A 19,188-nucleotide genomic window follows, 5' to 3' on the forward strand; every position below is an offset into this window, starting at 1 on the left:
ATGATTACAGCAGGTGCATACTACTTAACAGGAGTGACATATTTTGGAGATACTAAACCCAAGGCAGTATCAGGAATACGAGGAATTTGTCAGTCATCATCCCCGCAGTGAAATCACCCAATCCACCAAATGGCATAAAGTTAAATCCAATTGGGATAACGCCGTGGTGGTCTCACGGGATGCACAGGGTAAAATTATAGGCGGTGCTTCGGTGCTGATCCGCAAGGTATCTTTTCCGCCTACCGCTCTGCTTTATTGCCCCAGAGGCCCGGTCTGCGATCCTTATGACAAAGAGGTTCTTGCCGATCTAAAAAAGGGCTTTGACCTGTTGGCTAAAAAGCATAGAGCCTATAGTTTTAAAATGGATCCGGACATTCTGGAATCGGACGAGCGCTTTTTCTCGCTGGTTACCGGCATGGGCTTTACCCAGTTTCTGGGGGAGGGCGGCTTTGAGACCATTCAGGCACGTTTTAACTATCGCCTTTATTTAGATGGACGCAGTGAGGATGAGGTCTTTGCGGCTCTGACCCAAAAAACACGCTATAACATCCGGGTGGCTATGAAGCATAAGGTGACAGCCAAACCCGTAGGCAAGGAATATCTGGATGATTTTGTTCGCCTGATGCAGACCACCGGTGAGCGGGATGGCTTTACTGTGCGCCCTCGTTCCTATTTTGAAAAGATGCTGGATGCCTTGGGCAAGAATGTGCGGCTGTATATGGCTTTTTATGAGGGCCAGCCGGTTTCGGGAGCCATCACCAGCAATTATGGTGGCAAGACCTGCTATATTTACGGCGCATCGGATAACGCTCATCGGAATGTGATGCCCAATTATCTGATTCAGTGGGAAATGATTCGCTGGGCCATCCAGACCGGCTGTTCGGTATATGATTTTCAGGGGGTTTCTGGGAATCTCACTGAGGAAGATCACCTTTACGGCCTTTACCGCTTTAAAAAGGGCTTTAACGGCACATTGGATGCGCTGGCTGGGGAATTCGACTACTTCTACCGCCCCACCATGGCCAAGCTGGTGGATAAGGCCATTGACCTGAACGAGACCTTGCGGGGGCTGCGCCGCAAGCTTTCCAAGTGAGTGGGAACACTCCCCTGCGGGAGGCTCTGGAAGAGTATCTAGCCAAGGATTTTTCCCGCCTGCATATGCCGGGGCATAAGGGATTGCCTCTTTATCCCTTTGGGGAGACCTTCCGGTATGACGTAACCGAGGTGGAGGGAACCGACAGCCTCTATCAGGCAAGCGGTGCCATTGCCGAGACTGAAAAGCGCTTTTCAGCCCTTTACGGTACAGCCGCCAGTCTGCTCAGTGCAGGTGGTTCCACCCTGTGCATTCAGGCTATGCTGGCCTTGGCCGTTGGTGCCGGGGGTAAAGTAATTGCTGCTCGGAATGCTCACATTGCGGCGGTTAGTGCTATGGCTCTGCTGGATATCCAGCCGGTATGGGTCAGCCCCCGTTACGATGAGGCATATTCTTTTCTGGGTGCAGTGGAGCCTGCGGCTGTAGCAGCCGCTCTGGCAGAAAACCCGGATGCTAAGGCCGTTTACATCACCAGCCCCAGCTACTTTGGTATTCTCAGCGATATCCCGACGCTGGCCGCTCTTTGCCACAGTAAGGGTGTTTTTCTATTGGTGGATAATGCTCATGGCGCACATCTGCCGTTTGTGAAAAGGAATCTTCACCCCATTGCCCAGGGGGCCGATCTTTGCTGTGATTCTCTGCACAAAACGTTGCCGGTTTTAACGGGCGGCGCATTATTGCATATTGGCAATCCCCGGTTTGTGGCGGGAGCCAAGGCGGCGATGGCTTTGTTTGGCTCCACCAGCCCCAGCTATCTGATTATGCTTTCCATGGATGCAGCTCTCCCTTATCTGGAGCAAAAAGCGGCTGGGGATTTTGCGGCGCTGGTTCAGCGAACTGCATCCTTGCAGCGGCTGGCCCGGGCGAGGGGCTTTTTTATCCCCGATGAGCCATGCGACCCCACTCGCCTGACGATAGGCTTTGGGGAAGTCGGTATGACCCGGGAGGCTTTTTCCCGCCATCTAAGGGAATACAAAATTGAACCGGAATATCTCAGCCACAACATGGCGGTGCTTCTCCCTGCACCCCAAAGCCCTCTGCGGGATTGGGGCCGCCTTTACCGTATGCTGGATGTGGTAAGCCCTGCACCCTCCCTAACCTTTGCGCCCCCGCCCACGCTGCCTCAGCGGGCCTGCTCACTGCGGGAGGCAGTCTTTGCCCCCAAGGAGAGCATTCCGGTGGATGCGGCACTGGGCAGAGTGGCCGGGGAGCTCTATGCCCCCTGCCCGCCGGGGGTGCCTTTGGCTGTGGCGGGAGAAATTCTGGATGAGTTTGCTCTATATTGTCTAAAAAGTGCTGGATTACTGCACGTGAATGTGTTACAATAACATAATACAATTATTTTTTAACCCCTGAAAGGAGTTGTCGATATGAAGCTGGTTTTGGCCATTGTATCCCGGGATGATACCAACAAGGTTTCCAAAGAGCTGACCAAGGAGAATTATTCAGTCACCAAGCTAGCCACCACCGGCGGCTTCCTGATGGCTGGGAATACCACCTTTCTCATTGGAACGGATGACGACCGGGTGGAGCACTTGATTTCCGTCATCGGTGAAAACTGCAAGACCCGCACCAAGGTGGTTTCCTCCTCTGCTTCTTATGGCGTAGGCTCTTTTGCTTCTATGCCGGTGGAAGTAACGGTTGGCGGCGCTACGGTTTTTGTATTGGATATCGAACAATTTGTGAAGTTGTAAAAAAGGATGCGCAATGAATCCGCAACAACTGAAAAAATTCAGCAGACGCTCACCGTTCTGATGCGGGGTGGGCGTTTGTTTCATGCTGTTTTGGCGGAAGGCCCGGGGCGTGAGCAACTTGCCCGCCGGCTTGCGCAGGCGGCTCTGTGTGAAGGGGAGCCTAAGCCCTGTGGCCAGTGCTCTCATTGCCATAAGGCGGAAAAGGGCGTTCACCCGGATATTCTGGTTTATGGCGGGAGCGGCAGCTTCCCGGTGGAGCAGGTGCGGGAAATCCGCACACAGGCTTTTGTCATGCCCAATGAAGCCCGGGGCAAGGTTTTTATTCTGGAGGAAGCCCAGAACATGACCATACAGGCCCAGAATGCCCTGCTGAAAATTCTGGAGGAGCCCCCATCTGGGGTGGTGTTTGTGCTGACCTGTGATAACAAGGCAAGGCTTCTGACCACCATTTTATCCCGGGTTACCGTTCTCTCGCTTGAGGAAGATATTTCCTCACAGGAGGGGCTGGAGCAGGCGGCTAGCTTTCTTCGGGAGGCCTGCATCGGCAGTGAATACACAGCATTGGCGCAGCTTGTGCCCTATGAGCGGGATCGGGAGGGTTTTGGCTCCTTTTGCGGTGGCCTTCGCCGGGCGGCAGAGAGTCTTTTGCTGGGGCGTTTGCAGGATCAGCCGGAACTTGCCCGCCGCCTGACCCGCTTGCAGAGCGCCCGCATCGTTGCTATAATAGAAGAAATGGAATACACAGCGGCCCGAGGAGGCAACATGCTGCTGTTAACCACAGCGCTTCCCGGCCGGATACGTCAGGTATTGGAGCGGGGAGCAAGCTGACCCTTAAGAACCTATTTAGGATCTTTATTGCACCTGTGATTTCGGCAAAGTTTACCGCCTTTTAGGATTGTCGTCCTTGCCGGGCGTCAGCCCGGCGGTGTCCTCCGCCCCGAAAATTCGGCAAACTTTGCTCTTATAACAAGGCACAAAAAGATGCCAAATAGATTCTAAAAGAACAGGAGGCCGTTATGGCACAAATTATAGGCGTACGCTTTAAAAGTGTAGGCAAGATATACTATTTTGATCCTGTGGAACTGGAAGTGACCAAGGGAGACCGTGTCATTGTGGAAACCGCCCGGGGCGTGGAATGCGGTGATGTTGTGCTTTCCAACCGGGAGGTTGAGGATGATAAGGTGGTTCAGCCCCTGAAACGGGTGCTGCGCAAGGCCAATCAGGAGGATTTGCTCCAGCTGGAGGCCAACCGGGAAAAGGAAGTCTTTGCCCTTGCAGTCTGCAACGAGAAAATCCGCAAGCATAAGCTGGAAATGAAGCTCATTTCGGTGGAATACACCTTTGATAACAACAAGGTGCTGTTTTATTTCACGGCCGAAGGCCGGGTGGATTTCCGCAATTTGGTCAAGGATTTGGCGGCGGTGCTCCGCACCCGCATTGAGCTGCGCCAGATTGGTGTCCGGGATGAGGCCAAGATTTTGGGTGGGCTGGGCATCTGCGGCAGACCCTTCTGCTGTGCTACCTTTTTGGGTGAGTTCCAGCCGGTATCCATCAAGATGCCTAAGGAACAGGGGCTTTCCCTCAACCCTACCAAGATTTCCGGCACCTGCGGGCGGCTGATGTGCTGCCTGAAATACGAGCAGAATGCCTATGAGGATTTACTGCGGACAACCCCTCGTGTGGGCGCGCAGGTCACCACGCCGGAAGGCCCGGGTGTTGTCACCGAAGTGAGCCTTTTGACCGGTATGCTCAAAATTCGCCTGGATAAAAGCACCTCCGGGGGAAGCAGCCCTTTCCATAAGGATACCATCAAGGTGATTAAGGATGGTTCCCGCAGCAAAGGCGGGAAATCCAGACCCGCAGGTGGCAAAGATAAAAACAATGAGAACAAAGCATTTGCCTCAGGAGACGAAATGACAGAAGAAGAGCTTTCAGCTCTTGCGGATGAATAAAACCACTTAAAATTTTTCGCGCCTGCTTGGCAATTTACAAAATATTTATAGTAAAGAACGCCCGGATCGCTTACTCAAAGCTTTCCCGGGCGTTCTTTTTGTTTTATCAGGTATATCCATACAGGCCGCGGACAGAGGCCTCTCCGCTTCGGATAATTTTTTCCTGCCCGTCAACCCGGCAGATCAGCCCGCCATCCTCTGCAATGCCCAGTGCTTCCCCAAGGGTTTCCCGGTCAGCGTCCACAATACGGACCTTTTTGCCCAGTGTGACACACCGTTCCGAATAGGCTGTCTTTAAAGCAGAAAATCCGCTTAAAGCGTAGATATCCAATATTTCTTCCAGCTTATTGAGAATTTCTCCCCCAATTTGAGCAATATCCCAATATTTTTGTGTAGCCAGAAACAGCGAAGTTGCATATTCTAGATTAAGGCCGCACAGCTGCTCTGCTGTTTGCTGTGTATTGACGCCGATCCCCACCACAGTCCAGACCTGATTCCCTAGTATGCGGCTTTCGCACAGAATGCCGCACAGCTTTTTTTCGGCAAGGATGCAATCGTTGCTCCACTTCAGGCCGATTTGCAGACCGGTCAGACCTTCCAGCCCTTGGGATACGGCAAGCCCCACCAACAGCGGGAGCTGGCCCAGTTGAGCGGGAGTATACCCAGCCAGCAGCACCGATAAGGCCAAGGCTTTATCCGGCAGTTCCAGCCATTGCCGACCCAGCCGACCCTTGCCCGCTGTTTGCAGCGAGGCGGTAGCACTGGCACCGTGGCAAAGCTCCCCAGCCCTGCGCTTGAGATAATCGTTGGTGGAATCCACCGTTTCCAAGTGGATGTGACAGCGGCCCAGCTCCCGGGTTTTCAGGCCGCTCAGCCCCTTAACTGCCCCGCTCACAGAAGCTTTACCACGTTGCAGAAAATCCCTTGATCTGTGATGTCCACAATCCCATAGGAGGGCCAATCTCCCTCACGGGGGCGGCTGACACTGCCGGGGTTAAGCAGATAAATTCCATTTTCATAGGTGGAGAGCGACTGGTGTGTGTGGCCGAACAGGGCGATCTGGCAATTGTTTTCTCTGGCGGCGGCCACCAAATCGTAGGTAGAATCTTTCACATGATACAGGTGACCATGGGTGCAGAGAATGCGCACCGAGCCCCAGTTGAGATACACCGTTCCTTTCAGCTCCGGGTTCCAATCGCAGTTTCCCCGCACCTGAACAAGACGCTTATCCGTTTTAGCCGAGGCGGTAATCTCAGCCCAATCCCCATCGCCGTCCCCCAAAAAAATATAGCCATCTGCCAGAGGCTGTTGAAAAAAAGCCTCCCGCAAAGCGGAAACTCGCCCATGACTATCCGAAAAAACAGCTAAACGCATGATTATACATTCCTTTACTTGTCCCTTAATTCCACAGGAGCCGAAAAAATACCAGCTCCCCGTGTTCTGGGATGCCGGCAGCTTTAAGAGTGTTGTGAAAATCCCAGCAAAATGGGATGAACAGGCCCTTGACCGGCATATTGATTCTTACTTTATCATAAAAATTAATTAAATGGAATAGGTGGTGCTTCTTTTGAACAACAATATGGGATTATCCCCCGACAAGATGAACGCCCTCATCAACATGGCCAGCAAACAGCTGGGAACTGACCCAGAGAAGCTTAAACAACAGATCGAATCCGGCCAGTTGGATAGTCTGACTAAAAATATGAATCCAGCGGCGGGCAGCCAGCTCAGTAAGATGCTGAGCAACCCCAAGGCCGCTGAGGCTATGCTCCAAAACCCACAGGTGCAAAATATGCTCAAAAAGCTTTTAGGGCAATAAGGCATATTCAATTGGGTTAAGATACATGACGCAACACCTAAACTCACCGTGAAAGGAAAAGGCCAATGGATGATCTTTCCGCTGCCCTCGGCAGCATTTTATCCGATCCTCAAAGCGTTGCCCAGCTCCAAGCCATGGCAGCGTCTTTAGGGCTTGGAAACACAGCCTCCGGCGGTGAGAGCACAAACAATTCACCTCCGCCTCCGGCACAGCCGCCAAAGGCGCAGACCCCGGATTTATCCGGCCTTCTCTCTATGTTGGGGGGAGGCGGAAACTCCACCGGCACCGGCTTTGATGTTTCCAAGCTGACTGCTTCGCTGAACAATCAAGCGACCCAAAATTCTGCCTCCGGGCTTTCTCTTTTAGCCTCGATGCTGGGAGGCAACAACCAGCGGGCCCCGGCTCTCCCTCCTGCACCAGCCAATAACAACGCCCCGGATCTGTCGGGGCTTTTGGCTCAGCTTGCCGGTGGACAACCGGGCGCCTCACAGAACAAAGGAACCCCTGATCTCTCTGGTCTTGCCTCCATGCTTAGCGGCGGCGGGCAGGGCGGTGGAACCCCCGATCTTTCGGGCCTTGCCTCGATGCTTGGCGGCGGCAATCAAGGGGGCGGAACGCCCAATCTCTCCGGCCTTGCCTCTATGCTGGGTGGCAGTGGGCAAGGTGGTGCAGCCCCCGATCTTTCCGGCCTTGCCTCCATGCTTAGCGGCGGCGGGCAGGGCGGTGGAACCCCCAATCTTGCAGGCCTTGCCTCGATGCTGGGCGGCGGCCAAGGTGGGGGGAATTCCCAGGCACCTGCTTCAGGCGGCGGGTTGGATCTCAGTGCATTGACCGGCCTGCTCAACCAGAGCAGCCCTTCCAACGGTCAGAGCAGTGGTTCGGGAGGAGGCGGGCTGGATCTCAACATGCTGATGATGATTCAGAAGGCCATGTCCGCTTTTACAGCCGGGAACCAGAATGTGGAATTTATGCGGGCGCTCAAGCCCCATTTAAAGACCGAGCGTGCCAAAAAGGTGGATGATGCAGTTCGTGTTCTCCAGCTTCTCCAGTTTTACCCATTGATTAAGGAATCCGGTTTGTTTGGTGATGGCTCCGGTGGCCTGTTTGGTGATGGCTCCGGCGGATTGCTGGGCGGCCTTTTCGGAGGCGGCGGAAATGTTTTGACCAACCTATTGGGGAAATTCAATCCGTTTGGTGGTGAGAGGCGATGAACGAGACAGGGCGCAAGAATTACAGCGGTTACAGCGAACGAGATATGATGCGCATGCAGCAGGAGGCTGAGGCAAGGGTTCGAGAAATGCACCAGCGTGCTCAGCAGACTGTCAACGAGGCCAACTCACGCAGCGGCAATCAATCGAGCGGTTCCAACCGGAATACCATGCGCAACTGGAACCCGGGGCCCAATACCCAGCGCCGCATGGCACCAAACATGAGCGCCGGGAATTCACCCGGGCAAAACACCTCTCAGCAGTCCGGCAGAGGGAGCCAGCCCAATTCCACAGCGCCCAATCAATCAAGGCCAAAGACCGGGCAAGAACAGCCGGGTTCACAAAATGAAGCCAATACGCGGGAGCAAAGCCCGCCTCAAGCCGAGGCAGCCGCCCCAAAGGCGGAAAAAACACTGATTCAGGGCCTTTTGGATTCCATTGGCATTGATGACGACCGCTTGACCATTTTGGGGCTGATGCTGATTCTGCTCAACCAGAAAGCCGATTATACTCTCATTCTCGCTTTAGGATATCTGCTGTTCTAAAGCTTAGTATGGACATATTTCCTGTCGTTCTATCCTGAAAAGGCCGCTTAGCGGTCTTTTCTTTTTTGCTGTTCTACAGAAAGTGGAATTTCATTTTATTGGAATAAGTCTTTTTTCTTTTAGGACAGCATTACTATATAGTAATCGGCCTTTGTAAAAAGCGGCTGTATTAAAGGCACTTGCTGACAGTCTTATGCGGGAGGGTATACAATGGGGTTTCTGATCAGAGGAATTGTGCTGGTGCTGGTGATGGGAGCGGTGTTTGTCAACGGCTGGACCGATGCGCCCAATGCGATGGCCACTGCCGTTACAACCGGTGCAATTTCCTTTCGGAGGGCGGCGGGGCTGTGTGCGGTGTTTAACTGCTTGGGCCTGCTGGTTATGGGGCTTTTCAATTCCTCTGTAACCACAACCATTACCCAGCTCATCGATTTCGGTGACACCCAGCGGGAGGCCTCTTTGATCGCTCTTTGTGCCGCCATGATAAGCATTGTGCTTTTTGCTGTGGGGGCATGGCTTTTTTCTATCCCCACCAGCGAAAGCCATGCCTTGATTGCGGGCATTACCGGGGCTGTGCTGGCTCTGCGGGGCACCCAAGGCATCAATAGAGTGGCTTGGGGAAAGGTTCTGACAGGGCTGATTTGGTCACTGCTGCTGGGTGCCCTGTTGGGATGGCTTGCTTTTAAGGGACTGGGCTTTTTATTTGCAGGCTGGCGGAAAAAAACGGTAGCAAAGGCACAGATTGCCTCCACCATGGTAACCGCTTTTCTTCACGGGGCGCAGGACGGCCAAAAATTTCTGGCTATTCTGGTAGTGGGGGATGCTCTTGCAAAGCATCTTTCCCCCGGGGGGCCGGTACACCCCTTAGATCACTGGCCGCTGCTTTTGCTGGTGGGGCTGACTATGGCGCTGGGAACGCTGGTAGGGGGAGAACGCATTGTTTGGGCAGTGGGGGAAAAGATGGTTTCCCTCACCCCGGTGCAGGGAATCTGCTCCGATCTGGGTGCGGGGCTGGGGCTTTTGGCGGCCAGCCTGCTGGGGATTCCGGTCAGCACCACCCACATCAAAACCGCCGCCATTATGGGTGCCGGAAGGGCTGGTGGCGGGCGGTTGGATAAAAGCGTGGCAGGTGGTATGCTGCTGGCTTGGGCTATTACCTTTCCTGTATGCGGCCTGCTGGGCTTTTGGGTCACCCGGCTGATGCTTGTACTTTTAGGGGCATAGACTGTATAGAGAAAAAATCCCCCCAAGCGGATGAAGCCGCTCAGAGGGAGAGAAACTTTATTTAATGCCTGCTAAACAATTCGAAAACGTAACAATAGCAATACTTTGACGGCGTTTTTGAATTGTTTAGGTGCAAGGTTTTTGGCCGAATAGGGAAAAAACCTTGCACAAAGGATTTGTGGCGTGTGCCTGCAAATCCTTTCAGGCAGCCAATCAATGGTGCTGAAACGGCAAAACAAGCCTGTTTTGCCGTCAAACAGAGCAAAAATTGCCCTGTTTGCAAATGCGCTTTGCAAAGAGGATTTGTTCAGTGGACATTATTCATCGGAAGAGGCGGCAAACTGCTCCAAGGCCGCCTTATAAAGGTCGCCCTTTTTATAGCCTGTTTCCTTGGCAATCTCCTTAGCCGCCTGACTGGTGGGAAGTCCGCCCTTTTGCAGTGAGCAGACCATAGCCACTGCCTCCTCAAAGGAGAGGGGTGTTTCCTCCTTGGGCGGGGCACCCTCCACCACCAGAACGTATTCGCCTCGGGGGCTTTGGCTGGTATAGAGGGCTACGGCCTCGGCCAGTGTGGTGCGGATGACCTCCTCGTGGAGCTTGGTCAGTTCCCGGCAGAGGGCCAGTGGGCGATCACCCCAAACCGCCAGCATATCCTCTAAGGTGCGGAGCAGCTTGTGAGGGGCCTCATAAAAAATGAGGGTGCGGGGATCGTTTCGCACCTCTTCCAGATGCGCCAGCCGCCCGTTGCGGTTCACGGTCAGAAAGCCTTCAAAGGTAAAGCGCCCGGTGGCAATTCCGGAAAGGCACAGAGCGGAAACCACAGCCGACGGCCCGGGAACCACCACCGTTTCAATGCCCGCTTCGGCGCACTGCGCCACCAGCCCTTCCCCGGGATCGGAGATACAGGGCATACCGGCATCTGTTACAACGGCACAGCTTTCTCCGGCTAAAATCCGGGCGACAATCTGCTCCCCCCGATACTGCTGGTTGTGCTCGTAGTAGCTGACCATAGGCGTCCCAATGGAAAAATGCCGCAGCAGCTTCAGGGTGACACGGGTATCCTCAGCGGCAATAAAATCCACCGTCTCCAGAGTTTGCAGAGCACGGGGGGAGATATCCCCCAAATTGCCGATGGGGGTTCCCACCAAATAAAGCTTGGACAAATTCCTCAACACCTTTTGGTTAAATTTTCGCTGTATAAAAAGGAAACAGCTCCTGAAGCTGACGAGAAGGGGAGTCCCCCTCCCAGCAGACAAAGGGCGCTTCTATCTGTAAAAAAGGCTTGGCCCCCCGCTTGCCCTCCACCAAAAAGAGCCATGGAGCAGTATCCCCCCGCTTTTGGACAAGCTGCAAGCGCTTGGGCTCCAGCTTCCAGCGGCGCATAGCCTCCAGTGCATCCACCAGACGCTCCGGGCGCTGGCACAGGCAAAGCCGCCCGCCAAAGCGCAGCAGACGGGCGGCCGCCTTGCAGACATCCTCTATGGTGCAGGTGACCTCGTGACGCGCCAGCCGCTGGTTTTCACCTTGATTCTGAAAGCCGGTATCCACTGCCTTATAGGGCGGGTTGCAGGTGATGATATCCAGACTGCCCGCTTCAATTTCCGGGAGGCCCTCACGCAAATCGGCAAGCAGGGGCAGAACCCGGCCTTCCAATCCGCTTTGGGTAACCGATTGGCTCAGCTGGCCGATGGCCTGCGGCTGAATATCCACCGCAAAGGCGGATTGGGGAGCACTATCCGACCGGGCCCAGAGAAAAGGAATAATCCCACAGCCGGTTCCCAGATCGCAGGCTTTATCTTTGCGCCGAACCCCCGCAAAGGAGGCCAGAAGAAAGCTGTCCGTTCCGAAGGTGTGCTCCGGCGAAACCAACAGCCGGATACCGGCGCCAAAATCCTCCCAATGTTCGTTGTTTTCCAAAAGAGAGCCTCCTAATAGCTGGTTAAAATCAAATAGCCGACAATCCAAGCATCAAGCAGTATAATATCGCCTTTTGCCGATATTATACCATGAAAGCGAAGCGTTATGGTATAATTGCCCGTGGCCGTAGGCCGGGCATAAAAATGGAACGTATAATAAGCGCTTTGCGGTTATTAAACCATGAGATTTGATGCCATGGCTTAATAAAGAGAATATTTTTCACTTCCGCACTCATGCCGTGCGGCTGGCACATCCTTTCTCTACGATGAGAAAGGATGCAAAGAATCGCCAAGGGGGCGCTCCCCCTTGGTACCCCCCAGATCCAAAATTCAGCTGCATTTAAATCTTAGGCTCGGCTCTTGGTTGTGTCCGTCACGGTTGTCCCCCAATTCAGGATTTTGCCAGAGGATGCGGTTATTATGCCATAAAAGCGAAGCGTTATGGTATAATTGCGCATATAGGGCGGCAGCGAACGAAGTGAGCGAATCGCCCTGCGCATCAAGCAGTATAATATCTGGGTTTGCAGGTATTATGCCATAAAAGCGAAGCGTTATGGTATAATTGCGCATCTAGAGCGAATCGCCCTGCGCATAAAGCAGTATAATATCTGCGTTTGCAGATATTATACAATAAATAGCCTGTTCCTTCAACTTGCCGGAATGAACCCCTTGTATTTTTCCGATACATAGGTATATACTCATACAGGAAGAAAGTTATTTTAAAAGGATAAAAGCAATGAACGATCAGGAGCTATTGAATATAGGGGTGGAAATTGGCAAGCTTTTGCTGGTGAATGGCGGAGAAATCTACCGGGTGGAAGAATCCATGCAGCGGATATTTGCCGCTTATGGGGTGCATCAGGCGGATGTTTTTGTGATCCCCTCTTATATTCATGCAACCCTCACCAACTCGGAGGGAGCAAGCGCCACTACCATGCGGCGCATTTACACCCGCAAAACCCATCTGGACCGTGTGGAGCGTGCCAACGATCTCTGCCGGCGCATCTGCCGGGATAAACCGGATTTAGACCAGATTCGCAAAGAGATTGAGGCCATTTCCCGAATGCCTTCCTACAGCTTGGGCATGGAGTGCCTGTGCTTTGCTTTAGGCTCCAGTGCCTTTACGATGTTTTTTGGCGGCAGTGTTTTTGATGCCATGATTTCGGCTGTATGCGGTGTTGTTATCCGGCTGATCTTGTATCACAGCCTGCGCCTGAAAGGTAACGTATTCTTCACCAACATTGTTGCCAGCTTTATGGCCTCTCTGATCGCTTTTACAGTGGCTCTGGTGTTTCCCGGCCTTGTGGCGGATAAAATCATCATCGGTGCGCTGATGACACTGGTGCCCGGTATTGCCATCACCAGCTTTATGCGGGATATTATGGCGGGTGACCTGATGGCAGGCATGATGCGCCTTGCGGAAAGCCTGATGGTGGCGGCCGCCATTGCGCTTGGCTCCGGTGCGGCCCTGAGCCTGACCCATCTTTTTATGGGAGGGATTGGCGCATGAATTGGATGCAGTGCCTGTGGGCCTTTGTGGGCTGTATGTGCTTTGCCCTTGTGTTTAACATCCGCAGCCGCCGAATTTTAATTTTAGCCTCATTGGGAGCAGGCTTGGGGTGGATGGTATACCTTCTGCTTTCCTTTATGGGCAGCGATGTGATGCAGAGCTTTTTTGCAACCATTGTCCTCTCTTTTTATTCCGAAATTATGGCGCGGGTCTTTTTGGTTCCGGTTACCACCTTTCAGACCATCGCCTTGCTGCCTCTTGTACCCGGCAGCGGCATCTACCGCACCATGGAGTATTATGTTATGGGTGATACAGAGCTGTTTATCCAAACAGGGCTGCATACCTTTGCCATAGCGGGGGCGCTGGCTATTGGAGTTCTAATGGTTTCTTCCCTAGTTCGGGCATGGACTATGCTGCGCCGTCAGCGAAAGAAAAAAGGCACATGCTAAAGAGTAGTTTCATATAATAAGGCACTCCCGGGGGCTTTAAAGCCTGCCGGGGGTGTTTTTTAGCTTATGCACAGGGATTTGTTTACTGCGCTGATATAGGCGTGGATGCAGGCTCCCACAATATCATTGGCAAGGCCACGGCCAATAAAGGATTGACCCTTTAGACCCAGCTGCACCACCACTTCGCCCAGAGAATCCCGGCCTGCCGCCATGGACTGAATCACAAAGGATTCCAGCTGATAAACCTCCCCCACGATTTTATCCACAGCGTTGAAAGCCGCCAGTATAGGACTGGGGCCCCGGGCTACCTTCTCGTAGCATTGGCTGTCCTTTTCCAGGCAAACCACCGCCGTGGCCGAAATCAAAGTGCCGCTGTTGACAACAAAGCTTTTGAGGGAATAGGTCTGGCGGATTTGGGCCGCACCCTCTACCAAAGAGCACAGCTCCCGGTCGGTGATCGCCTTTTGGTGGTCTGCCAGCTGCTTAAAGCTTTTAAAAGCCGCCGCCAGTTTTTCCCCATCCAACGCATAACCCAGCTCCTTCATGCGCTGCTCAAAGGCCGCTTTGCCTGAATGTTTGCCCAACACAAGGGAGTTGGTTTGCAAACCAATGTCTGCCGGGGACATGATTTCATAGGTGAGGGGATTGTTCATCATACCGTGCTGATGCACCCCGGCCTCGTGAACAAAGGCATTTTCACCCACCACAGCCTTGTTGTGGGCTACGGGCTTATCAATAATGGTGGAAACAAGCCGGCTGCTGCGGTAAAGCTCCCGGGTGTTGATGCGGGTCTGGCAGCCCAGCAAATCCTGCCGGGTTTTCAGCGCCATAATGACTTCTTCCAGAGCGGCGTTGCCTGCCCGTTCCCCGATGCCGTTGATGGTGCCTTCAATATGGTCGGCTCCGGCGGCCACGGCAGCCAGCGTGTTGGCTGTGGCCATCCCCAAATCGTTGTGGCAATGAATGCCCACAGGGATAGCGGGGTTGATCAGATTTTGCTTGACATACCGGATAAGGGATTCTGTTTCCTGCGGGAGCAGATAACCCACCGTATCGGTTACATTGATGAGGGTTGCCCCCGCCTGTATGACCCGGTTGTATACCTCCATGAGGAAATCCCGGTCGGTGCGGGTGGCATCCTCGGCGGAAAATTCCACATCCGGGAGAAAGCGGCGGGCAAAGGCCACGGCGGAGACGGCTTTATCCAGCACTTCTTCCCGGGAGATGCCCAACTTATAGCGCAAATGAATATCGCTGGTGGCCAAAAAAATGTGGATACGGGGGGCAGCAGCCCCCTTTAGCGCCTCCCATGCGCAGGAGATATCCCCGGCAGTGGCCCGGCAAAGCCCGGCGATACCGGCTCCTTTGATGGTATTGGCAATGGCTTTCACCGCTTGAAAGTCGTCCGGTGAAGCAATGGGGAAGCCTGCCTCAATAAAATCCACCCCAAGGTGTTCCAGCTGCTTGGCAACCTCCAGCTTTTCTTTTAACTGCATGCTGCACCCGGGGGATTGCTCCCCATCCCGTAAAGTGGTATCCAACACAGTCAGTGTTTTCATATGGGTTCCTCCGCCTGTTGGCAAAAGCGTAGGGCAGTCAAACAAATGCTTTTGACCGCCCTGTGTTCACTCGATTTAATTCGTATGATCGCTTAGTTATAATACATAAACAGCTGGCACTTGATCATGCCATTATAGAGCTTGCGGCGCTTGTCCGCTTTGCGGCCAAACAAATCCTCAAAATCTTCATGTGGGGTGATGATATAATAGCTGAGCCCTTTCCGCTTGGGGAAGACCCGGCCCATGAGGCGGTAAAGATCTTCGGTTTCTTTGATTTCCATCATACGCTCGCCATAAGGCGGGTTGCATAAAATCACAGCCTGCTCCGCATCCACGGTGAATTGTGCCAGCCCGCGCATGGTGGCTTCAATTTTACTGCCGATTCCCGCTTTCACTGCATTGGCACGGGTTAAATCCGAGGCGGCTTTATCCAGATCATAGCCGATGCCGTGGAAACCAGAGGTGCGGTCAATGGCGGACAAAGCGGCCTTCCGCTCATCCTTCCAGATGGATGCATCGAAATAATCCCAGCTTTCGGCGGCAAAATGACGATGGATACCCGGTGCGATGTTATAAGCCCGCAGGGCCGATTCAATCAGCAGGGTTCCCGAGCCGCACATAGGGTCAATGACGAGGGCATCCTTGCGGATATGGGCAAGATCGGCGATTCCGGCGGCCAGCGTTTCCTTGATGGGTGCTTCCAATGCATCCCGGCGGTAGCCCCGCTTGTGGAGCCCGGTGCCGGACGTATCCAGCATAATGGTGACTTCATCCTTCATAATGGAAAACTGGATTTGGTGAACAGGCCCGGTTTCTTCAAACCAGCTTTGGCCGTAAACCTTTTCCAGACGTTTAACAGCGGCCTTTTTGAGGATGGACTGGCAATCGGATATGCTGAAAAGCTGAGATTTCAGCGACCAGCCCTTGACAGGGAAAGCATCGTTTATGCCAACAAACTCCTCCAGAGGCAGCTTTTCCATTTCATCAAAAAGCTGTGTGAAGGTGGTGGCCTGAAAGGTGCCCAGCACAATGCAGACACGCTCGGCCGTGCGAAGCCACAAGTTAGACCGGGCCACGAGAGAAGGGGCTCCTTCAAAGGTGACCCGGCCGTCGGCAACTTGTATATTCTGCCCGCCAATTTTTTTAACTTCGTATGAAAGCACGCTTTCCAGCCCGAAATGGCATGGACAGCAAATGGTCAAAGAGCTTTGCATGGTAATATTCTCCTATGTTGTGGGGCGAAGGGGTCAGCGCTGATTTCCCAGAATGAACAGAGCCATCGTGCCCGGCCCCGAGTGAGTGCCGATCACAGAACCTACATAATCGATGATGCCGGGCTTAATGCCGGTTTTTTCTTCCATCACCTTTGCCACGTATTGTGCCTCCTCGAGGCAGTCACCATGGCTGATGAAAAAGACCTCGTTGTGCCACTGGCCCATGTTGGCAGCGGCGTACTCTACTAGATAGTTCAGGGATTGCCTGCGTCCCCGAACCTTATGAATGGGGATGAGCCTGCCTGCATTATCCACATGCAGAATAGGCTTGATGCCCAGCATGGAGCCCATAATGGCCGAGGCTTTGGAAACCCGCCCGCCCCGGTGCAGATGCATCAGATCATCCACTGTGAAAACATGAACCAGATGGAGCTTGGTATCCTCCGCCCACTGAGCCACTTCTTCTATAGACATGCCCTGCTGCTTTTTCTGGTTGGCCAGATGCACCAACAGACCCTGCCCCAAAGAAGCACAAAGGGTATCCACAACGATGATTTTGCGCTGCGGGTATTCCGCCGCCAGCTCCTTGGCAGCGATCTGGCCGCTTTGGCAGGTGCCGGAAAGCCCGGAGGAAAAGCCGAGATACAGCACATCCAGCCCTTGGGTCAGAATGTTCTCAAAAAAGGAACGCATGCTTTCTACATTTACCTGTGCAGTTTGGGGCATTTCACCATCCCGCATCCGTTGATACAGGGTGCCAATGGGCATTGCAGCATCATAGGCCGCATATTCTTTGCCGCCGATGGTATAAAGCAGCTCCACTGAGCCGATATCGTTTTCCGCCAGATAGTCCAGCGGCAGATCACAGCTGCTGTCGGTTACCAGTTTGAAGGTATTGTTCATCCATGTTTCCCCCCTGCATAATTCCTAAAAAAGTCTGCTATAAAAGCGAATATGATGTCATTGCGCATCAGAGCGGGCGTGGCAAAGCGAGCGGATTACCCTGCCCATGGTAAAGCACAGTATTTACATCTGAAAATAGGATACCATGAACGCAGTGAATGGTAGAATTGGCCATCGCCGTAAGGTGAGCCATAGAAATGAAGTATAGTAGCGCTCTGTAATTATTATACCTTATTCGTCTGCCGAATGCAACCGCAATCCTCCATAGGGCCCTTTGGCAGCGAAGTTATTCAGGGGATAGGCACGGTTTTCTCCGCCGAGGAAAGCCCAAGGGTCTTAGAGGAACCGGCGGCCAAATCCAAGCCGATGATTCCATCCGCAACCTGTTTGAAAATAGGCCCCGCTGCATTTTCACCGGATTCCCCGCCTTCCACGAAAACGACAGCCGCATATTTGGGCTTGGCAGCCGGAAAAAAGCCTGCAAACCAAGCATGAACGATTTCTTTGCCGTTTTCATCGTATATTCCGGTCTGGGCAGAGGAGGTCTTGCCGCCCGCTCCGCCGGTGATGGGTCTTGCTTTGCGGCCGGAGCCTTCTTCAATGACCTTGACCATTAGTCCCTGCACGGTTTTGGCGGTGTTCTCGGATAAAATACGGTTGGGGGAATAGCTGGGATAGGAAACACTGAGGGAAGAACCGTCTTCCGTTTCGCCCATAACTAACCGGGGGGTTACGGCCATACCTGAATTGGCGATAGCGGAAATAGCCTGAGCCATTTGCAGGGGAGTGGCCAGCGAGCTGCCTTGCCCAAAGCCAAAGTTGGCAAGGGACGCCCGGTTGCTCAGCTCCTGCCGGGTGGGCAGATTACCGGATTGTGTGGTAAAGCCTTCCGCCAGCTCAGAGGCACTGCCCAGTCCCATATAGCTGGAAAGGGCAGGGATATAATCCGGCCCCAAGGTCAGGGCTAGGTTGATAAAATAGGTGTTGCAGGAAACCTCCAGTGCCCGCTCCATATCCACAGTGCCGTGAATGGCGTGGTTGTTGCAGCGGAAAACCTGCCCATCCACATCGATGGAGCCCTGACAGGTATAAGAAAAATCGGGGGTAATGCCGTTTTCCAGAGCGGCGGCGGATACAATTACCTTAAAAACAGAGCCGATGTTATAGCCGCTGATGGCCCGGTTGATAAAGGGGGCGTCCTTGCTTTCCAGGCTGGCGGCAATGTTGCCGGGGTCAAAATCCGGCACACTGGCCATAGCCAGAATGTCTCCGGTGCCGATATCCATAACCACTACAGCACCCTTTTCACAGCCTTTTTCCAGAGCGCTCTGAGTGGCGGCCTGCATGGAGGCATCCAAGGTCAGCACAACGCCGCCCCGGTCGTTTTCGCCGCTCCGGTCAATCTGCACCGCTCCGTTTTCCATGGAACGCCCCATAGCGTCCACCTGGTAGCGGGCCACGATCTGGCCGCCGCTTTTTTTCAGAAGGCTGTCAAAAGCCTTTTCAATGCCTGCGGCACCCGTTTGCTCCTGCCCGTTCAGGTAGCCGATGATATGGGGGGCAAGCTGCGGATTCTGGGAATACCGTTGGGAAACACGAAACACATCCACTCCCAGAGCGTAGAGATCGTTGGTGGGCACCTCCAGCGCAAAGGGGGAGCCGGCTGTGAGCATATTGAGTACAGCCGGGCGCTGTTTTTCCTCCAGAGCGGGCAGCAGCACGCCCGCCGCCTGTGGGGTGGGCAGCACCGAGGCAATGTATTTGGAACTGCTGTTGACAAGAGGCACCATACTGCGGTCATAGATGGTTCCCCGTGTGGTGGAGACCACCAACGCCTGTCTGCTCTGTACATCCGCCGCCATAGTCAGCGAATCAGATACATTGATGGCATACACACGAAAAAGGCAGACAGTCAGAAGCACCGCCATACAGCAGTAAACTCCGATCATACGCTTATACAAGGCTAACACCGACTCTCTGAATGAAATAGGTTCTTTGGGTATATTGTGGGCAGAGCCGCAGGCAAACATACCGCCCACAAAAAGAAAACGCCCTCCCACAGCCTTTTTCTCAGGCATTGTGGAAGGAGCGCATATGTATAC

At 53.6% G+C, this 19,188-nt stretch carries 19 protein-coding genes; 11 read left to right on the forward strand and 8 right to left on the reverse strand.

Translation table 11 applies throughout. The features are described from left to right. Positions 1–43 precede the first annotated feature (43 nt). From U6B65_13200 to U6B65_13220, 5 genes are all read left to right on the forward strand, one after another. A complete protein-coding gene (locus U6B65_13200) occupies positions 44–1,093 on the forward strand; it encodes a peptidoglycan bridge formation glycyltransferase FemA/FemB family protein (GenBank protein WRS27269.1) in 1,050 nt (349 codons plus the stop codon). Beyond that, positions 1,090–2,421, forward strand: coding sequence for an aminotransferase class I/II-fold pyridoxal phosphate-dependent enzyme (locus tag U6B65_13205; GenBank protein ID WRS27270.1), 1,332 nt, complete (start codon positions 1,090–1,092; stop codon positions 2,419–2,421). Before U6B65_13200 ends, U6B65_13205 begins: the two co-directional genes overlap by 4 nt. 42 nt (positions 2,422–2,463) lie before the next feature. After that, positions 2,464–2,787 carry a cyclic-di-AMP receptor gene (locus U6B65_13210; GenBank protein WRS27271.1) on the forward strand — a complete coding sequence of 108 codons (324 nt, stop codon included), beginning with the start codon at positions 2,464–2,466 and terminating at the stop codon, positions 2,785–2,787. A gap of 6 nt (positions 2,788–2,793) precedes the next feature. After that, positions 2,794–3,615: an ATP-binding protein gene (locus U6B65_13215; GenBank protein WRS27272.1), complete on the forward strand. Its 822-nt coding sequence runs from the start codon at positions 2,794–2,796 to the stop codon at positions 3,613–3,615. A gap of 188 nt (positions 3,616–3,803) precedes the next feature. Further along, complete coding sequence (locus U6B65_13220; protein WRS27273.1) at positions 3,804–4,739, forward strand: stage 0 sporulation family protein; 936 nt, start codon at positions 3,804–3,806, stop codon at positions 4,737–4,739. Between the two features lie 106 nt (positions 4,740–4,845). Here the strand turns inward: U6B65_13220 and U6B65_13225 are convergent, their stop codons facing one another. Then, positions 4,846–5,634, reverse strand: a complete 789-nt coding sequence (locus U6B65_13225; GenBank protein WRS27274.1) for a biotin--[acetyl-CoA-carboxylase] ligase — start codon at positions 5,632–5,634, stop codon at positions 4,846–4,848. After that, the gene (locus U6B65_13230; protein WRS27275.1) at positions 5,631–6,113 is read right to left on the reverse strand and encodes a metallophosphoesterase; all 483 of its coding nucleotides are present in this window, start codon (positions 6,111–6,113) and stop codon (positions 5,631–5,633) included. The genes U6B65_13225 and U6B65_13230 overlap by 4 nt, the downstream gene beginning before the upstream one ends. A 193-nt stretch (positions 6,114–6,306) precedes the next feature. Between U6B65_13230 and U6B65_13235 the strand changes: the two genes are divergently transcribed. The 4 genes from U6B65_13235 (at position 6,307) to U6B65_13250 (ending at position 9,535) form a co-directional block, all read left to right on the forward strand. Then, positions 6,307–6,558, forward strand: coding sequence for a hypothetical protein (locus U6B65_13235; GenBank protein WRS27276.1), 252 nt, complete (start codon positions 6,307–6,309; stop codon positions 6,556–6,558). Positions 6,559–6,623: 65 nt separating this feature from the next. Continuing rightward, positions 6,624–7,769 carry a hypothetical protein gene (locus tag U6B65_13240; protein ID WRS27277.1) on the forward strand — a complete coding sequence of 382 codons (1,146 nt, stop codon included), beginning with the start codon at positions 6,624–6,626 and terminating at the stop codon, positions 7,767–7,769. Then, complete coding sequence (locus U6B65_13245; GenBank protein ID WRS27278.1) at positions 7,766–8,311, forward strand: hypothetical protein; 546 nt, start codon at positions 7,766–7,768, stop codon at positions 8,309–8,311. Before U6B65_13240 ends, U6B65_13245 begins: the two co-directional genes overlap by 4 nt. Before the next feature lie 210 nt (positions 8,312–8,521). Then, the gene (locus U6B65_13250; protein ID WRS27279.1) at positions 8,522–9,535 is read left to right on the forward strand and encodes an inorganic phosphate transporter; all 1,014 of its coding nucleotides are present in this window, start codon (positions 8,522–8,524) and stop codon (positions 9,533–9,535) included. A gap of 317 nt (positions 9,536–9,852) precedes the next feature. Here U6B65_13250 and rsmI read toward each other — a convergent pair whose 3' ends face one another. Both rsmI and U6B65_13260 read right to left on the reverse strand, forming a co-directional pair. Then, a complete protein-coding gene (rsmI, locus tag U6B65_13255) occupies positions 9,853–10,698 on the reverse strand; it encodes a 16S rRNA (cytidine(1402)-2'-O)-methyltransferase (GenBank protein WRS27280.1) in 846 nt (281 codons plus the stop codon). A gap of 19 nt (positions 10,699–10,717) precedes the next feature. Continuing rightward, on the reverse strand, positions 10,718–11,452 hold the full coding sequence (locus U6B65_13260; protein ID WRS27281.1) for a methyltransferase: 735 nt from the start codon (positions 11,450–11,452) through the stop codon (positions 10,718–10,720). A 735-nt stretch (positions 11,453–12,187) separates the two neighbouring features. Here U6B65_13260 and U6B65_13265 point away from each other — a divergent pair. Continuing rightward, positions 12,188–12,961 carry a threonine/serine exporter family protein gene (locus U6B65_13265; GenBank protein ID WRS27282.1) on the forward strand — a complete coding sequence of 258 codons (774 nt, stop codon included), beginning with the start codon at positions 12,188–12,190 and terminating at the stop codon, positions 12,959–12,961. Continuing rightward, positions 12,958–13,410, forward strand: coding sequence for a threonine/serine exporter family protein (locus U6B65_13270; protein WRS27283.1), 453 nt, complete (start codon positions 12,958–12,960; stop codon positions 13,408–13,410). The genes U6B65_13265 and U6B65_13270 overlap by 4 nt, the downstream gene beginning before the upstream one ends. A gap of 59 nt (positions 13,411–13,469) precedes the next feature. Here U6B65_13270 and U6B65_13275 read toward each other — a convergent pair whose 3' ends face one another. The 4 genes from U6B65_13275 to U6B65_13290 form a co-directional block, all read right to left on the reverse strand. After that, the gene (locus U6B65_13275; protein ID WRS27284.1) at positions 13,470–14,969 is read right to left on the reverse strand and encodes a 2-isopropylmalate synthase; all 1,500 of its coding nucleotides are present in this window, start codon (positions 14,967–14,969) and stop codon (positions 13,470–13,472) included. Positions 14,970–15,061: 92 nt separating this feature from the next. Continuing rightward, positions 15,062–16,183: a class I SAM-dependent RNA methyltransferase gene (locus U6B65_13280; GenBank protein WRS27285.1), complete on the reverse strand. Its 1,122-nt coding sequence runs from the start codon at positions 16,181–16,183 to the stop codon at positions 15,062–15,064. 33 nt (positions 16,184–16,216) lie between these two features. Beyond that, positions 16,217–17,086, reverse strand: coding sequence for a DegV family protein (locus U6B65_13285; GenBank protein ID WRS27286.1), 870 nt, complete (start codon positions 17,084–17,086; stop codon positions 16,217–16,219). A 290-nt stretch (positions 17,087–17,376) separates the two neighbouring features. Beyond that, positions 17,377–19,164: a penicillin-binding protein 2 gene (locus tag U6B65_13290; protein ID WRS27287.1), complete on the reverse strand. Its 1,788-nt coding sequence runs from the start codon at positions 19,162–19,164 to the stop codon at positions 17,377–17,379. Between the last annotated feature and the right edge of the window lie 24 nt (positions 19,165–19,188).

Source organism: Oscillospiraceae bacterium MB08-C2-2 (assembly GCA_035621215.1).
Taxonomy (GTDB): Bacteria; Bacillota; Clostridia; order Oscillospirales; family Ruminococcaceae; genus WRAV01.

What these genes read in the sequence shown, in the direction of transcription:
- U6B65_13210 (WRS27271.1), top strand. Translation starts at nt 2,464, where the DNA reads ATGAAGCTGGTTTTGGCCATTGTATCCCGGGATGATACCAACAAGGTT.
- U6B65_13215 (WRS27272.1), top strand. Translation starts at nt 2,794, where the DNA reads ATGCGCAATGAATCCGCAACAACTGAAAAAATTCAGCAGACGCTCACC.
- U6B65_13220 (WRS27273.1), top strand. Translation starts at nt 3,804, where the DNA reads ATGGCACAAATTATAGGCGTACGCTTTAAAAGTGTAGGCAAGATATAC.
- U6B65_13230 (WRS27275.1), bottom strand. Translation starts at nt 6,113, where the DNA reads ATGCGTTTAGCTGTTTTTTCGGATAGTCATGGGCGAGTTTCCGCTTTG.
- U6B65_13240 (WRS27277.1), top strand. Translation starts at nt 6,624, where the DNA reads ATGGATGATCTTTCCGCTGCCCTCGGCAGCATTTTATCCGATCCTCAA.
- U6B65_13245 (WRS27278.1), top strand. Translation starts at nt 7,766, where the DNA reads ATGAACGAGACAGGGCGCAAGAATTACAGCGGTTACAGCGAACGAGAT.
- U6B65_13250 (WRS27279.1), top strand. Translation starts at nt 8,522, where the DNA reads ATGGGGTTTCTGATCAGAGGAATTGTGCTGGTGCTGGTGATGGGAGCG.
- U6B65_13265 (WRS27282.1), top strand. Translation starts at nt 12,188, where the DNA reads ATGAACGATCAGGAGCTATTGAATATAGGGGTGGAAATTGGCAAGCTT.
- U6B65_13270 (WRS27283.1), top strand. Translation starts at nt 12,958, where the DNA reads ATGAATTGGATGCAGTGCCTGTGGGCCTTTGTGGGCTGTATGTGCTTT.
- U6B65_13275 (WRS27284.1), bottom strand. Translation starts at nt 14,969, where the DNA reads ATGAAAACACTGACTGTGTTGGATACCACTTTACGGGATGGGGAGCAA.
- U6B65_13280 (WRS27285.1), bottom strand. Translation starts at nt 16,183, where the DNA reads ATGCAAAGCTCTTTGACCATTTGCTGTCCATGCCATTTCGGGCTGGAA.
- U6B65_13285 (WRS27286.1), bottom strand. Translation starts at nt 17,086, where the DNA reads ATGAACAATACCTTCAAACTGGTAACCGACAGCAGCTGTGATCTGCCG.
- U6B65_13290 (WRS27287.1), bottom strand. Translation starts at nt 19,164, where the DNA reads ATGCCTGAGAAAAAGGCTGTGGGAGGGCGTTTTCTTTTTGTGGGCGGT.